The following is a 15,181-nucleotide window of genomic DNA, read 5'->3' on the forward strand; positions in this document are numbered from 1 at the left end:
GTAATGAACAATAACATCCAGACAGCTTATGCTCCTCCGCCTTCGAAATGGGAAGGGCTTAAGGCTGAAATTAAGGCTGCCGCACCGGGAATCGGTATTGATGATATCGGATTTGCGACTGCGGAGCCGTTTTTATATTTAAAAAATATACTTCAGGAGCATCGTGACAACGGTTATGATTCCGGCTTCGAGGAGCCGGATCTCGATAAGCGGACCATCCCCGCCCTGCAGTCCGGCGGGCAGCCGCAGTCTATTATCGCTATCGCTGTTGCCTATCCCTCCAAAATGGAGAATCCGCCGAAGTCGGAGCCTGGCGCACGCCGCGGCATCCTGGCCCGGGCCTCATGGGGCCGGGATTATCATCATGTGCTGCGTGAGGCATTGGCGAAGCTCGAAGCCTTCATCCGCGAGCGGGTGCCGGGAGCGGAGCTGGAGAGCATGGTGGATACGGGAGTGCTGGTCGACAGGGCGGTTGCCGAGCGGGCAGGCATCGGGTTCAGCGGCAAAAACTGCAGCATTATCTCTCCCGAATGGGGCTCGTGGATTTATCTCGGGGAGATGGTAACGAATATTCCTTTTCCGCCGGATACACCTGTGGAGGAGGGCTGCGGGAGCTGTACGAAGTGTATTGACGCCTGCCCGACAGGTGCACTCGTAGGTCCCGGACAGCTGAATGCCCAGGCCTGTATTTCTTATCTGACCCAGACCAAGGGTTTTCTGAGTGAGGAATACATGACCAAGATCGGCAACCGGCTGTACGGCTGTGATACCTGCCAGATCGTCTGCCCGAAGAACCGGGGGAAGAACTGGAATCACCGCCCGGAGCTGCTGCCTGATCCGGAGGTCGTCAAGCCGCTGCTGCTGCCGATTCTGGAGCTCAGCAACCGTGAGTTCAAGGAGCAGTTCGGCAGCAGTTCAGCGGCCTGGCGGGGCAAGAAGCCGATACAGCGCAACGCGGTGATCGCACTCGGCAATTTCAAGGAAGCCGGGGCTGTGCCGAAGCTGACGGAGATTGTGCTGAAGGAAACCCGTCCGGAGCTGCGCGGAAGTGCGGCCTGGGCTCTCGGACGCATTGGAGGCGCTGAAGCGCTGGCGGCGGTGAAGCTGGCGCTGCATAAGGAAGAGGACGCTACCGTCCGGGAAATGCTGGAACGGGCACAGGGCAAGCTGCTGGAACGGGGGGAGGCAGAGGGGCAGGATGGAGCCAGTGGACAAGGCTAACCTGCTTCATTTGCCAATTGCTGTCCAGTTCTTGAAATGCTATGATAGATTCGCGTGCCTACAGCGGCATTGCGGACAACTCAAGTACAGAGGTGGACTTTAGATGAACATTGCTTTGCCAATTATTACGCTTGTCGTAGGTCTGGTCGGCGGATTCTTCATTGGTGTGTATTATCTGCGCAGACAAATGACAGCGATGCAGAATGATCCGGAAATGCTGCAGAAGGTTGCCAAACAGATGGGTTATAACTTGAACGGCAAGCAGATGCAGCGTGCCCAGCAGATGATGAAGAACGGCAATCAGCCGGGACGCGCGCCAGCGGCAGGAAAAAGACAAGGCCGCAAAGGCAAGTAACCGGTCCCGGATAAACGGAAATAGAGACGGGTACGGAAGGGGGAGGCTTCATGGGGGGCGTCAAGGATTATATGAACGGCAAGGTTGCTGCAAACCGGGAACAAATCGAGTACCATGTTGAGAAAATACTGCAATTAATCGGGGAGGATCCCGGCCGTGAAGGGCTGCTGGAAACACCGGCCAGAGTTACACGGATGTACGAGGAGATCTTCGGCGGGTATTCGATTGATCCCCGTGAGGCGCTTGGTGTGACCTTTGATGAGTCTCACGAAGAGTTGGTGATCGTAAAGGATATTGTCTATTATAGCCAGTGCGAGCATCACATGGCCCCTTTCTTTGGCAAGGTGCATATCGGGTATATTCCCAGCGGACGGATTGCCGGGCTTAGCAAGCTGGCCCGCCTGGTGGAAGCTGTCAGCCGGCGCCTGCAGGTGCAGGAACGCATTACGGCGCAGATTGCCGATATTATGACAGAGGTCCTGAATCCTCATGGTGTGATGGTTGTTGTGGAAGGAGAACACCTGTGCATGTGTGCCCGCGGGGTGAAGAAACCCGGCAGCAAGACGGTAACCATGGCAGCACGCGGGACCTTCCGTGAGGATGCTGCTGCACGGGCGGAGTTTCTGGCCCTGATCAAAGAATAGAAGACGGGGGTTTGCCCCGTTTCAGTATACGGCAAAGAGCCCTTCCGGCACTGTGAAGTGACGGGAGGGCTCTTTTACCTATGCCTGCCGAAAGGCTGCTGCCGCGCTGTCAGAAGGGCTGCCAGACCAGCTTCCGGGCGGCATTGAAGCGCTCGGAGACATAAGGCCAATGTACAACCTTCCACCAGTCTTTGATGTAATCCGCACGGTTATTCTGATGCTTAAGATAATAGGCGTGCTCCCATACATCGAGGGCCAGCAGGGGAACGACATCCCATTGGGAGAGATTTTGATGCTTCTCTGCTGTCAGAATTTCCAGCCGGCGGCTGCGGGGACTCCAGACCAGAATCGCCCAGCCCCCGCCCTCCACCTTGTTGGCCGCTTCTGTGAACTGTTCCTTGAAGGCATCGTAGCTGCCGAAGCTGTGCTCTATGGCATCCAGCAGCGGACCTGTCGGACGGCCTCCGCCCTGCGGAGACATGACGTTCCAGAAGATGGTATGCAGATAATGGCCGGCCCCGTTGAAGGCAAGCTCCCGCTCCCAATGCTTTACAAGATCAAAATCCTTGGTTTTCCGGGCTTCGGCCAGCTTATTCTCCGCTTTGTTCAGCCCGTCTACATAGCTTTGATGATGCTTGTCATGATGAATCCGCATTGTTTTTTCATCGATGTAGGGCTCCAGCGCATTATAGGCGTAGGGAAGGGGCGGCAGAGTATGGCCTCCTATCGGAACCGTTCCGGGCTCCTGCTGTCCGGAGAGCGGAGAAGCCATTGGAGCCTGCGGTTCATGTTTGGCCTTTTTGTCTCTGGCGTTGAGTTCGTCTGCTGTTTCCGGCAACGGCGCTGCAGACTCCCGTGTCCATCCGGGAGCAATGCCGGGTACGGACAGGGTGTTCAGAAGAGCCTCGACATACTCTGACTCCCGGATGATATGCAGCAGCACAGCTCCAGCCAGCGGCTGGGCTTTTACAGCAGCGCTTTCCTCCATCAGGGCATGCTGCTGCCGGATGAACTCGCGGGACTGGGAGCAGGCCACCTGGAGAAGCTGTTCTGTTCCGGCGGCCAGCTCTGCAGGGCTGGAGGCCCGGGAAGCCTCCATCAGCTGGCGTGTTGCCGCTCCGGTGGCCTCAAAAACAACAGCCCATTCGTCCAGCAGCTTCACATAAGGCTTTTCTAGCTGAGGGACAACCCCCTTGATGACTTCCGTATGCTCCTGCTCCTGTTTTTTCCAGAATGCAATTTCTTCGAGAATACGCACGGGCAGCACTTGCCCGTATTGATCCGGCATAACTGCAATCCTCCCGTCATAAATCTTTATCAGTTCATTCTATGTGCGGGAACAGCAGCTTATGATTTCCGGATCAAATTTTTAGCGCTTCGTAACAGGATGATTCTCCAAACCCATTGGCTCTGCAAACTTAACATGCTGAAACACTTGCTTTACATTCAATTGCTGTTCTTCACGCAGCGGCAGCCGGGACACTATAATCTCTTTGCCGGTTGTGCCGGTTTTATCGCTAAGGACAGCCGTTAATTTAAGTTCTGTCCGGGTGATTTTCAGCTCACAATCCTTTTCCGCCTCAATTTGAAGGATCTTAAAAGGAGATATATCAATAACTGCCGTGAGTCCGATTCCCTTAAACCCGTAAAGATACGTTTGTTCTGTTGCCGCTGTAGCTGTATAGGTGAAATCAATGGTGCCACTTCCAATCTTAACCCGGGCCTGCAAATCCCTGATCTCTTCGGGAATCCGGGGCGCAAGCGTAAGCGCCTGATGAATCATATCCGGCCGGAACCCCAGAAAATACTGATACCACACACGCAGCTGCTCGGCATTGGACCAGGCTTGCAGGTATGCTCCCGTAAGTTTGGCCCAGCTCTGGCCTTCCTGCGGATAAGCATCCATATTCTCGCTCAGTCCCCCGACGACTCCCAGGTTCAGCGCTTGCCAGTTCATATTCTTGAACAGTTTATAAGCAGTTTCTTCCTGCCCGGCTTCGATCATGCGCTGCATAGCTATCCCGTTTAACCAGAGCCAAACCGTACCATTGTGGTAAGCTTCATCCTTATGGTAAAGGCTGGTTAAGTGAAATGGATGGAAAAACGGATGTTTTTGATCCAATGAGGCAACTCCCCATGGATAAACGAGCTCTTCCCATGCTGTCTTGATCACTTCACATTTGAAGGAATCATCATCAATCATGTCCAAGGCAAACAATTGGTTTGGCCGCAGTGAGAATTCCGGCTCATCTTCCGGGTTCAGCCGGTCGGCCAGATAGGGATGTGTCTGATCCCTGAAATCCGCTGCAAAGTTTCTTTTGAGCTTGGAGGCGATATTGCCCCATTTCTTCGCACTGCCGCTGTCGCCCATGTACTCGGCAAAGTATACACCAGCCTGGAGCTGATTGTACCAGAGCGCTTGAATGTCATTAGCCCGGGTGTCTCTGGGAGAATAAGACTTCAGGTTGGCATCCCGGGCGTCCATCCAGGTTTCATTATCATCATGCATAAGATAGCCTTTATCGTCCACCCAATGCTTAATAGAGCCTTCTATACTGTTTTGTACCGCCGGGTAAAGCTCTGTGATGACCGCCGTGTCACCCGAATATTTAACATAATCCTGTAATTGGATGATAAACCGCGGTGTCCCGTCGGTTGTATGGTAGTCTACATTTTTTAAGGCAAGAATATTGGGCACCCTGCCGAAGTATTTGGAAGCTGCATCGGTGTTCTGGAATTTTGCAAAGGACAGCAATATATTTTTAGCAGTTTCAAATTGCCCGGTTACCAATACGGCTCCCGGAAGCGCAATAAATTGGTCTCTTCCCCAATATTCATTAAACCAGGGGAGGCCGGCATAGATTCCATCGCCTTGCTGTCTGGTCACCAATTGGTCCATCGTGATGTTTAACCAATTCAAAGACAAGGCGAGCGAATCACTACTGCTGGCGATGTAGACATTCTTCTGCAAAAAATCCTCCATACGTTTCATTCGTTCGTGCTTCATAGAGACGGCGTCCCGTCTCGTATCATGAATCATATCTGCCGCTTCCGCAACCGTTTTGCCCACGGCAATATAAAAGCCTCCGGCGTTGGCAGCGGAATAAACGGTATGATTCTTAACTTCCACCGGCTGGTTGCCTGCTGCACCTACAGCAATAACCCATCCGCCTTCTATTGAATTGAAAAAAGCGATGCCGTCACGTGAATTCAGCAGGTTGAGCTGTTCTCCCAATATTTCAATCCCAATGGTTTCTTGAGCACCGGTGAGACTGATTTCCAGCACATTTTTGTAGTCAAACATCCACAGCTCTTCTGTCAGGCTTCCATGCATACGCACCATTTTATAGGGGTACACACAGACTTCAGCTTCTTGATTATCCAGTTTCTGTTGATCTGCAATTAAGGTGTACCCGCTGAAAATTCTGCTTTTCGATATGTTCAACCCCGCAAAATAAGCATGCTCCACATGATCATTGAGATGTGATTGAGTGTAATAATAAGCGGCTTCCTTATTGGTAAAGGATATCCCGCGATTCTCATCACGGGAAACGAATATCTTCATGTCATCCAGAATACCGGATGTCTGCCCGGCAGTATTTGTTGATAATTTCACTAATGCTTACCTCCCAAAGTATAATTATCTACATTACTCCTTAACGGAACCCACCACAATTCCTGTAACAAAGTATTTTTGCATAAAAGGATAGATCAGGAGTAATGGCAATGTGGAGATAACGATTTTGGCAGCGTTCAGCGTCCGGTTCGAAATCTTGGAGTATTCTATGAGCTTTTGAGGATCAGTTATATTCTGCACATCCACGCTAAGCTGCTGGATATAAGTCTGCAAAGGGTAATTCGATGTTTTGTTGATATACACCAAAGCGCTGAAGTAGTCATTCCAATGTCCGACAATCGTAAACAGCGTTACAGTGGCAAGTGTAGGCAGCACCACAGGCACATATATCGTTGAGAGAATTCTCCACTGCGAAGCCCCGTCAATGGTTGCGGCCTCCTCCAGAGATTTCGGTACGGCGCGGAACGCATTCATCAGCAAAATGACATTGGCAATCGGCACAGCCCCCGGCAGAATCAAAGCCCAAATGGAGTCCAGAAGATGAAGCCCTTTGACGACCATAAAGGTTGGAATGAGACCGCCGGAGAACAGCATGGCGAAAATCACAATATTCATATACACCTTCTGTGCCCGAAATTGCTTTGAGCTTTTGGATAACGGATAAGCCGCAAGAATCATCAGCATCATATTGACGATCAGACCAAGGACAACCCGTTCTACCGAGATCATAAAGGAGCGCCAGAACTGGGAGTCCGACACCAGCTTCTCATAGGAGCTTAACGTAAAATTAACCGGGAAGATACTTACCATGTTTGCTGACGCCGCCGCATTGTCACTGAACGAGATGGCAACCAGATTAATTAAAGGTATGAGGCAGGATAAAGTGAAGGCTAATACCAATATCCAGATTATAGTGTCCGCAATTCGGCTTTTGACGGAATGAGTGTAAATGAATAACACCTCCTTGTTCAGAAGATTCTGTAATCAGTAAGTTTTTGTGCCAGTTTATTGGCGGAAAGGATGAGGACAATTCCGACAACCGACCGCAGGAGCCCTATCGCTGTTCCCAGGCTGTATTGCCGCTCTACCAGGCCCACCCGGTATACATAGGTGTCAATAATATCGGACGTTGCGTAAACTAAAGGGTTATACAGATTGAAAATCTGGTCAAATCCGGCATTGAGCACGTTGGGCAGATTTAAAGTTGTAACGAGCAGGATGGTAGGCATCAAGCCGGGCAGCGTGATATGCCACAGCTGTTTGAAGCGGTTGGCGCCGTCAATGGAAGACGCTTCATAAAGCCCCGGATCAATTGCCGTCAGAGAGGCCAAATAGATGATAGAGCCATATCCGAAGCCTTTCCAGACATCTGTTAATACCAGCATAGGTCTGAACCAGTGGTTACTGGCCATAAACAATACCGGATCAATGCCAAGCCATCCCAAAAATGCGTTGACCGGACCTTCATATGAGAAAATATTCATTACGACAGTAGCCAGCACGGCCCAGGACAGAAAATTCGGCAGATATACAACGGTCTGCATGAATTTTTTGGCAAATCGTACACGGATTTCGTTCAAGAGCAAGGCGAATACGATTGAAACAATAGTGCCCACAATAATTTTCCATAAGGCTATGACTATAGTATTGACTAAGATTTGCCTGCTGTCGGGAATTTGAAACATAAACTTGAAATTATCCAGTCCCACCCACGCTGAGTCGCTGATGCCTTTAGCAGGAATGTAATTTTGAAAAGCCATCACGATACCGAACATTGGGATAAACGAGAAAATAATCAGAAAAACGATACTTGGTGCGAGCATAAGGTGGAACGCAGCCTGGTCTTTTTTATTGTTCATTCAGAATCATCTCTTTCTATCATTTGGAGGTGATTGCTTCGTTGACTTCGTTCGTAATCGTATCGCCGCCTGTTTTTTTCCAGCTGCTGACAAAGCTATCAAAAGCGTCAGGAGATTGCTCGCCGGTAATGATCTTCAGGAACATTTCCAGCTCCATTTTCGTCAGCGTCGGCCACTTCAGTGCCATGGAAGGCGTCGTTCCAAAAAATACAGGGTTCACTTCCTTGATCTTTGAATTCTTGACCAGGTTGGCCGTCGTGATGCTCGAGGTATAACCGGCCCATCCATTCGAATCCAGTTTCTCCCCGTTTTTTACGTTATCCAGATACTTTTTGTAGGAGCGGTAGGCGTTTCTATCGTTGCTGGTGAGCAGTTTGCTGCTGTCCCCTGTTTTCAGCGCCTCTTCCATAATTCCGACATTACGGTAAAATGCATCATAGTAATCGATATTGATAGCAATCGGAGATCCCCCAACGTTAAGGCTGGCGTAATCCTCAAATTTCTTTAAGACCGCTTCATCTTTTTCTTGATAGCGCTGATAATCAAACTGAAGGCTGGAGATTTTTATAGCGGCTTCGGGATGCTCGAACCCTTTCCGGACCACAAGGTAACTGCTTGAAGGATTGCCGGTGAACATTGTTACTGAACCATCCTCCGACTGCGGAGCTACATAAGAAACCCATTTGGCATTTGGATTCAATTTAATCGAATCCGCTACCGTCCAGCTTCCCCACCAGTTGTCCATGAACGAGCCGCTCTTTCCGCTGGTAAGCAGCGCTTTCCGGTCGTCGGCTGTGCGTACGGCAAACTGCTTGTCGATCAAGCCTTTTTTGTACATATCCGCCAGCTTTGCAAGGGCTGGCTTCATTTCGGGCTGCACGGAACCATACACTGCCTTGCCGCTTCCATCATCCATCCATTGTTTCGGGAATGCGCCATACAGCGTAAAGATGTTGTTCAGCTCATACTGGCCGCCGGAAACACCAGCGGTATTTTCATTGTCGACCACGAGACCGACTGTGTTTCCCGCTCCATTGCCGCCAGGGTCTTTTTCAACAAACTGCGTGATGATGTTCTCTACATCCTCCATGGTTTTGGGCTCTGCGAGTCCCAATTTATCCATCCAGTCTTTGCGCAGCCAAAGCACCCCCGGGCCGTGTGAAATTTCCGTAGTCGGCAGCGCCATCAATTTTCCGTCAAACCTTGCGGTATCCAGCACACGACCCTTATAGGAGTCGTAAATCTCCTTAATTTGGTCGCTGGCACATTGGTTATAAGCATCTGTCAAATCCGCAATAAGATCGTTTTCATAAAGCTGCTGCAGAGTAGAGAGGTCAGGGACAACCATGATGTCAGGAATCGTGCCGCCTACAATGGCCATTGAAACCTTTTGGTTATAGTCCGTGCCGTCATTTGCTTCAAATGCAACTTTGTTTTGCACGTTGAGTTTCTCTTTGAAATATCTGGTCCACACATTGTCGGTTGCATTATCCTTTTCATAAGGCGTTCCCGCAAGCGCGGAGAAGTTGGAGGCTACCTGTCCGATGGAGTAGGTAACGGTTTCAGGATATGGGGTATAAGGAGACGTTTGGGCTTCCTTCCACGCCGGATCATTTGAATCAACAGCAGGACTTTTGGCTGAATCATTATTGGAATTGGAACTTTGGCAGCCTGCGACTGAAACGGCTAAAAGCGCTGTCAATACAATAGAGCAGGACTTTGTGATCTTGGATGACATATAAGAACCTCCTTAATAAATACGTTGAGTCAGTGTGCTAAAGATAAGGGATTCAAAGCGCCGGCTTGCTATGAACCCGGAATTAATTTGGCTTCTTTATTGTAGAACCCTTTACTTTTGAGCGTAAATACAAATAAATTACGTTTTACACAAATAAATAACATACTTGAAGCAGAGCGTTCGGCTTACTGAAAAGCTCATTGAAATCATGGTACAATACACATGAATAGGAACAAATGGATTACAGCGCATGGAGAGGGCGGCCGGGATGTTAACTATACTAATAGCAGATGACCAGAGGGAAGAACGGGAAGGCATTGAATTTCTCATTCGTGAACTGGGGTTTTTCCTCCATATCGAAACGGCGGAAAACGGCCGAAAGGCGCTTGAGTATTTGGAGAAGAATCCTGTCGATATCCTTTTTACTGATGTCCGGATGCCCATAATGGATGGTTTGCAGCTTACAACCGAAGCTTTGACCCTCCAGCCCAAATTAAAGGTTATTCTGTTCAGCGGGTTCGCTGAATTTGAATACGCAAAAACCGCCATCTCCCTTGGTGTATCTGAGTATCTTCTCAAGCCGATCAATGTTGAAGCTTTTCGGAATACGATGCAAAAAGTAATCGCTCAGCTCACAGATCAGGAACAGGAACACATCGCTGCGCAAATCAAACTTGAGTATGTCAAAAAGCATGTGCTATTTAATCTTGTTAACGGCCTGGGAATCCCTCCTTCCATGAAGGAGATCTCATTTGAGCTTCCCGATCGTTATCATGGCATGTTTTTGCTGGAATTTGACAAGAACTTTTTTGAAAATGCCGGACCGGAGTTTGAAGAGTTTATCTTGTCTTTACTAGAGGACCCTGTTGATTATGTGAATTTGAATGGCTGCCAGAGCTTGCTGTTATTTCCCGGTCTACCGGCCGTGTCCTCCTGTTCTTTTCGTGATTTAGGCGCGCATTTGCATGATAGTATACTGGATAAATATAAAGTACACTGCTATCTCGCTATCAATGATGAATTCACAATGCTGCAGGATCTTTCCGCTGCTTTGATTCAACTGGATCAACTGATGGAATACCGGTTCTTCTCACCGGATCATTTTGTATTTGAAGTGAAGAAAGATGTTTATTTTGCTAATGACATGCTCCCCGGGTTATCCGATTACGAGCTTTTAGATCACATCAGGAATAATTTGAAAGAAAGGGACATTTTCAGTCTTAGGGCAAATACAGATCTTTTGTATCAAAAGTATGCGAATCAGGCGCAATTCTCACAATTATATGTGAAGTATATGTTCTCCTCTTTATATCAGGAAATTATGACGTATTCTGCTCCTATCTCTGAAATGGAATTAAGCCATGGAATCGAAAAAATATATAAGTCAGAAGAATTAAAGGAAATAAAAGAGATTATAATAGCCGGAATTACTCTTCTTGACCGGGAGTATAACAGTTCGGAATTTCTAAACCGGGATATTGCTGCCGTAAAGCAGTACATCGAGGATCATTATGGCGAGGATTTGAGCCTGGATCTTCTTGCGGCCAAGATCCATTTATCGCCCCATTATTTAAGCTCCATTTTCAAAAAAAATACGGGCTGCGGCTTGAACAAGTATATTAAAAATGTCCGTATGAATATAGCGAAGGACATGCTGCAGCAAACCCATCTTAAGGTTTCGGATATTTGTTATTCAGTGGGGTTTCAAAACGTTTCTTATTTCTGTCAGAATTTTAGAGATTTTTTTGGGCAGACTCCTGAGAAATTCCGGCAGTACAATCAGAAATAACCCCGGCCCGGGAGGAACGGCATGCAAACGTGGAAGGCCTTTAAACAGAAAATCGGAGACTTTAGATTTCAAACGAAAATAAAGCTTTCATTTTTGCTGGTCAGCATGATTCCTGTTATTGTTCTCGGAAGTTTTTGCTTCTCAGAAACCAGGTCGCTCTTAGTGCAGCAGTCAAAAGCCGATCTGAATGCCACATTACAACAAAGCGTCCTGGCTGTAAACAACCAGTTGGATGTCTACAATAAAGTAATGAATTTTCTGAGCTTCAACCAGGAGATTGTGAATGCCGCCAACACCACGTATACCAGTGCGTATGAAATGTATGACCAGTTAAATAACGTAATCGATCAGAATTTCTTTACAGCGCGGTACTTAAACACCGGGGTAAAACAAATCATCTTGTATACCGGAACGAATCTGCCTCCACATGGAAACACAGTAAGACCTATCGATGAAATTAAAGAAGCCTCATGGTATCCGCATGTCATGAAGTCGGTTGATGTTCTCTGGTTTTCGAGCGGCAGGAGTGTATATAGTGCCCGGCGTATCCTCAGCACAAAACAGGAAAATCCCAAAGATAACATTCTGTTTGCACTTGTAGACTATGATGCACTGTTTAAAACGTTTGAACCGCTCGAATCTCATGGAGCAGAGATAGTCATAACGGACTCCAACGGGAATTCTATCTATTCATCGGGGGCTGACCGTACAAATTCAGGTATCCCCATTTCTGATAAGGAAGCTGATGAGCTTCATTGGAGTGGGAAGAACTACACCGTCCTGCAGTCTTCGATTCCGATAACAGGATGGAAAGTATATTTGTATAAGCCGACAAGTCTGATCACTAAATCGGCGTGGTGGATTGCCTTGACCGTCCTGTTGATGATTGCCGCCTGCATCGCTGCAGTCGTTGTGGCGGGCACACTCTTTTCCCGGAAAATTATGCTGCCTATCCACCGCCTGCACAAAAATATGAAACTTATAGGTGAAGGGAATTTAGAGATTAAAGTCTTTAGCGATTCTAAAGATGAAATTGGAGATCTGATCCGGGGATTTGGCAGTATGCTGGGAAGAACCAAGACTCTTATCGATACTGTGTATGTGGGGGAAATCGCACGCAAGGAATACGAAATGAAAGCTCTGCAGGCGCAAATCAATCCTCATTTTCTTTACAATTCCCTGTCATTAATAAATTGGCGGGCGATTCGGATCCATGCGACGGATATCAGTGAAATGGCGCAGCTTTTATCTACCTTTTATCGTACTACGCTCAATAAGGGCGAGAATCTGATATCGGTTTCGGACGAAATTCTTAATGTCCAGTCCTATATTAATATCCAGCTGATTATGCACAGCAACAGTTTCGAGATAGACTATCAGATTGATGATTCCATTCTTTCCTGCCGCATGCCCAATTTAATGCTTCAGCCTTTAATCGAAAATGCGATCATTCATGGAATTGAAAACCGTGAAGACGGCGGCGGAATCATACATCTTTCCGGCAAAAAAGAAGATCAAAGCATAGTTTTTCTGATCACTGACAATGGAATCGGAGTGGAGCAGGAGCGGCTTGCCCTATTGCTTAAATCTCAATCCAAAGGATACGGGCTTAAAAATGTAAATGACCGGGCTGTTGTAATGTACGGCGAACAGTATGGACTGACGATTAACAGCATTCCCGGAGAAGGAACGCAGGTCCTGCTCAAAATTCCTTATGATGAACACAATTAAGATGTGCTGCCCATGGGCTTAAATAGCGTGCGCGTCTGTTCTACCGGGCTTTGGCCAGCTGCACGTTGCCCAGAAAAGCGGACACACGCCGCAGATACTCGCGCGGATGCTCGCGGAACAGCAGCTCATGGTGGCTGCCCTTCACGATCCAGGAATCCGAGTACGGGTTGCTCTGATTAGCCGCAAGTTCTTCCGCAATGGGATAAGGAGCCTTGTCATCATTGGTGCCGTGCAGAAAGAGAGTAGGGAACGGGTAATCCTCCGCCTTGACCTTGGTATAAGGAATCTGGTTCAAGCCTGTGCCGTTCAGCACCGGGAACAGCAATTCCATAATTTCCAGGGAGGGCTGGCGGGGCAGATCAATGTTCTGCTTGATGTTATGGTACAGCGTATCCGGCTCAAGCAGGAAGGTGCTGTCGAGAATCATGGCATCGACATCTTTGGTGACAAGTCCCGCCTGCAGAGCAGTACCCGCCCCCATCGAGAAGCCCCAGACAACGATCTCTTTGGCTCCATGCTCCTTGGCGTACCTTATGGCGCCAAGGAGCTGCTGGGATTCTTTTTTGCCGCCGGTGGCGATATCCTTGTTGGTCTTGGAAGCAAAGCCGTAATCAAACATGACTACGTTGAAATTAAGGCTGTGCGCATAATGGGCCAGATCGTACATCGGGACCCAGGTTTCCTCGCGGTTGGCGCCATAACCGTGGCTGAACACGATCGTTTTGGACGAACCCTTGGACGGAATGTACCAGCCCTGCATCATGCGGCTGCCGTCCAGCGCCGGAAAGGTGATATCCTCATAATCCAGTCCTTTGGCCATTGACGGATTGGAGTACAGCGGGGCCACTGTAGGGTTGGACAGCACCCAGGCGATATAACCGTGCAGTGCGATGAAGCAGAAGACAAAAAAGAAAAAAACGGACAGAAGCAAAGCGACAATAATATGTTTAACGCGAATCATCCGCAGTGAAAGCTTGGGTGCAGCATTTGGTTTGTGCTCACCGGGCATACGGGAGACCGGCGTGCCGGTATGCGTGGTTGCTAAATCCATAGGGTCCCCTCCTAGAGTGTCCGGAAATATAATTCATATGTTTAATCGTATGATTATGATCTTACAAAGTCAATGAATTAGCCGCTTTTGTAACGCAACTGTAAAGTGCGGCCCATTCTTTTCCGCTCTCCGAAACTGCTGGACTTTGCCGGGGCATTTGCTCTAAGATAGAGTTGGTTATCTTAATAATGTAACCGGGTTTCATTTAATGAAACAGTTGAAGGGGAGATCGCAGTGGAGGACCGTAAACTGACTGTACGCGCGGTAGAACGGGCACTGGATATATTGCTGTGTTTTACACAGGAAAATGATCTGAGCCTGACCGAGATTGCCTCCAAGATCAGTCTGCACAAAAGCACGGTACACCGGCTGCTGACCACGCTGGAGGAAAAAGGGTTCCTTCTGCGCAATGAAGCGACGGAAAAATACCGCCTGGGTATCCGTATCTGGGAGCTGTCCACGCATCTGCCGACCCTGGATGAACCGGCGGCGCTGCTGCTTCCGGCGATGGAGAAGCTGCGTGACCGGCTCGGAGAGACGGTCAGCCTGTATCTGCGCGATGATCTGGAGCGTGTACGCATCCAGGCTGTGCAGAGCCGCCAGGCGATCCGCCGGGTCGCACAGATTGGTGCCAGGCTGCCGCTATCGGTAGGCGCTTCGAGCAAGGTGCTGGCAGCCTATGCGCCGCAGGAGGTCCAGACCCGTCTGCTGGCCGACCCGAACTGGCCGGAGGCTGTGGACAAAGGCGCATATTTGGGGCAGCTGCAGGAGATTATCCGCCGGGGTTATGCGACAAGCTTTGAGGAACGGGAGCCGGGTGCGGCGGCGGTGGCTGTGCCCATTGTCGGGCGGGCGGGAACCGTGGCCGCTGCGCTTTCGCTGTCGGGGCCAGTCAGCCGCCTCTCACGGGAGATGCTGGAGGATTATGCCGTGGTTTTGGCTGAAAACGCCGCAGAAATGGGCCTGATGATGGGCTAATGTATTGAGGTTTCGTTATTTAGTCGATTTAGGGGGTAATTAGTAAGTGAGAGCTATACAGTCATTATCTATAGGTAGTTATGGTTAATTCCGGGGCATGGGGTGATAGGATGGCTACTGTATTACCCGATTCATTAATAGAGGAGATGGAGCAGGTCCAGGAAACGTTCGGCAAAGCCACCGGTCAGGCTATTGTGCTTACGGATCAGGAAGGGAATGTTTTTACCCGTCCAGTGGC

Annotated in this window: 11 protein-coding genes and 1 pseudogene; 6 read left to right on the forward strand and 6 right to left on the reverse strand. The window is 49.0% G+C overall.

The genetic code is table 11. The features are described from left to right. Positions 1-3 precede the first annotated feature (3 nt). From queG to folE, 3 genes and pseudogenes are all read left to right on the forward strand, one after another. Positions 4-1,206, forward strand: a pseudogene (queG, locus tag PRIO_RS03550) (tRNA epoxyqueuosine(34) reductase QueG); the annotation flags it as partial. Positions 1,207-1,324: 118 nt separating this feature from the next. After that, complete coding sequence (locus tag PRIO_RS03555; protein ID WP_020430614.1) at positions 1,325-1,576, forward strand: YneF family protein; 252 nt, start codon at positions 1,325-1,327, stop codon at positions 1,574-1,576. A 50-nt stretch (positions 1,577-1,626) separates the two neighbouring features. Continuing rightward, positions 1,627-2,220 carry a GTP cyclohydrolase I FolE gene (gene folE, locus PRIO_RS03560; RefSeq protein WP_020430615.1) on the forward strand — a complete coding sequence of 198 codons (594 nt, stop codon included), beginning with the start codon at positions 1,627-1,629 and terminating at the stop codon, positions 2,218-2,220. Between the two features lie 109 nt (positions 2,221-2,329). Here folE and PRIO_RS03565 read toward each other — a convergent pair whose 3' ends face one another. The 5 genes from PRIO_RS03565 to PRIO_RS03585 form a co-directional block, all read right to left on the reverse strand. After that, a complete protein-coding gene (locus PRIO_RS03565; RefSeq protein WP_020430616.1) occupies positions 2,330-3,508 on the reverse strand; it encodes a Fe-Mn family superoxide dismutase in 1,179 nt (392 codons plus the stop codon). 81 nt (positions 3,509-3,589) lie between these two features. Continuing rightward, a complete protein-coding gene (locus tag PRIO_RS03570) occupies positions 3,590-5,836 on the reverse strand; it encodes an amylo-alpha-1,6-glucosidase (protein ID WP_020430617.1) in 2,247 nt (748 codons plus the stop codon). 33 nt (positions 5,837-5,869) lie between these two features. Continuing rightward, positions 5,870-6,607 carry a carbohydrate ABC transporter permease gene (locus PRIO_RS03575; protein WP_020430618.1) on the reverse strand — a complete coding sequence of 246 codons (738 nt, stop codon included), beginning with the start codon at positions 6,605-6,607 and terminating at the stop codon, positions 5,870-5,872. Between the two features lie 158 nt (positions 6,608-6,765). Then, the gene (locus PRIO_RS03580) at positions 6,766-7,656 is read right to left on the reverse strand and encodes an ABC transporter permease (RefSeq protein WP_020430620.1); all 891 of its coding nucleotides are present in this window, start codon (positions 7,654-7,656) and stop codon (positions 6,766-6,768) included. Positions 7,657-7,675: 19 nt separating this feature from the next. Beyond that, entirely contained in the window at positions 7,676-9,394 is a 1,719-nt protein-coding gene (locus tag PRIO_RS03585) for an extracellular solute-binding protein (RefSeq protein ID WP_020430621.1), read from the reverse strand. 268 nt (positions 9,395-9,662) lie between these two features. Between PRIO_RS03585 and PRIO_RS03590 the strand changes: the two genes are divergently transcribed. Together PRIO_RS03590 and PRIO_RS03595 are read left to right on the forward strand one after the other, a co-directional pair. Continuing rightward, on the forward strand, positions 9,663-11,183 hold the full coding sequence (locus PRIO_RS03590; protein ID WP_046501132.1) for a response regulator transcription factor: 1,521 nt from the start codon (positions 9,663-9,665) through the stop codon (positions 11,181-11,183). 21 nt (positions 11,184-11,204) lie between these two features. Continuing rightward, positions 11,205-12,914, forward strand: a complete 1,710-nt coding sequence (locus tag PRIO_RS03595; protein ID WP_020430625.1) for a sensor histidine kinase — start codon at positions 11,205-11,207, stop codon at positions 12,912-12,914. 40 nt (positions 12,915-12,954) lie between these two features. On the opposite strand, the gene PRIO_RS03600 is transcribed toward PRIO_RS03595, so the two are convergent. After that, a complete protein-coding gene (locus PRIO_RS03600) occupies positions 12,955-13,923 on the reverse strand; it encodes an alpha/beta hydrolase (RefSeq protein ID WP_039790056.1) in 969 nt (322 codons plus the stop codon). Positions 13,924-14,199: 276 nt separating this feature from the next. Here PRIO_RS03600 and PRIO_RS03605 point away from each other — a divergent pair, with 276 nt between their 5' ends. Further along, entirely contained in the window at positions 14,200-14,943 is a 744-nt protein-coding gene (locus PRIO_RS03605) for an IclR family transcriptional regulator (protein ID WP_046501134.1), read from the forward strand. Positions 14,944-15,181 lie beyond the last annotated feature (238 nt).

Source organism: Paenibacillus riograndensis SBR5, assembly GCF_000981585.1.
Taxonomy (GTDB): Bacteria; Bacillota; Bacilli; order Paenibacillales; family Paenibacillaceae; genus Paenibacillus_AQ; species Paenibacillus_AQ riograndensis.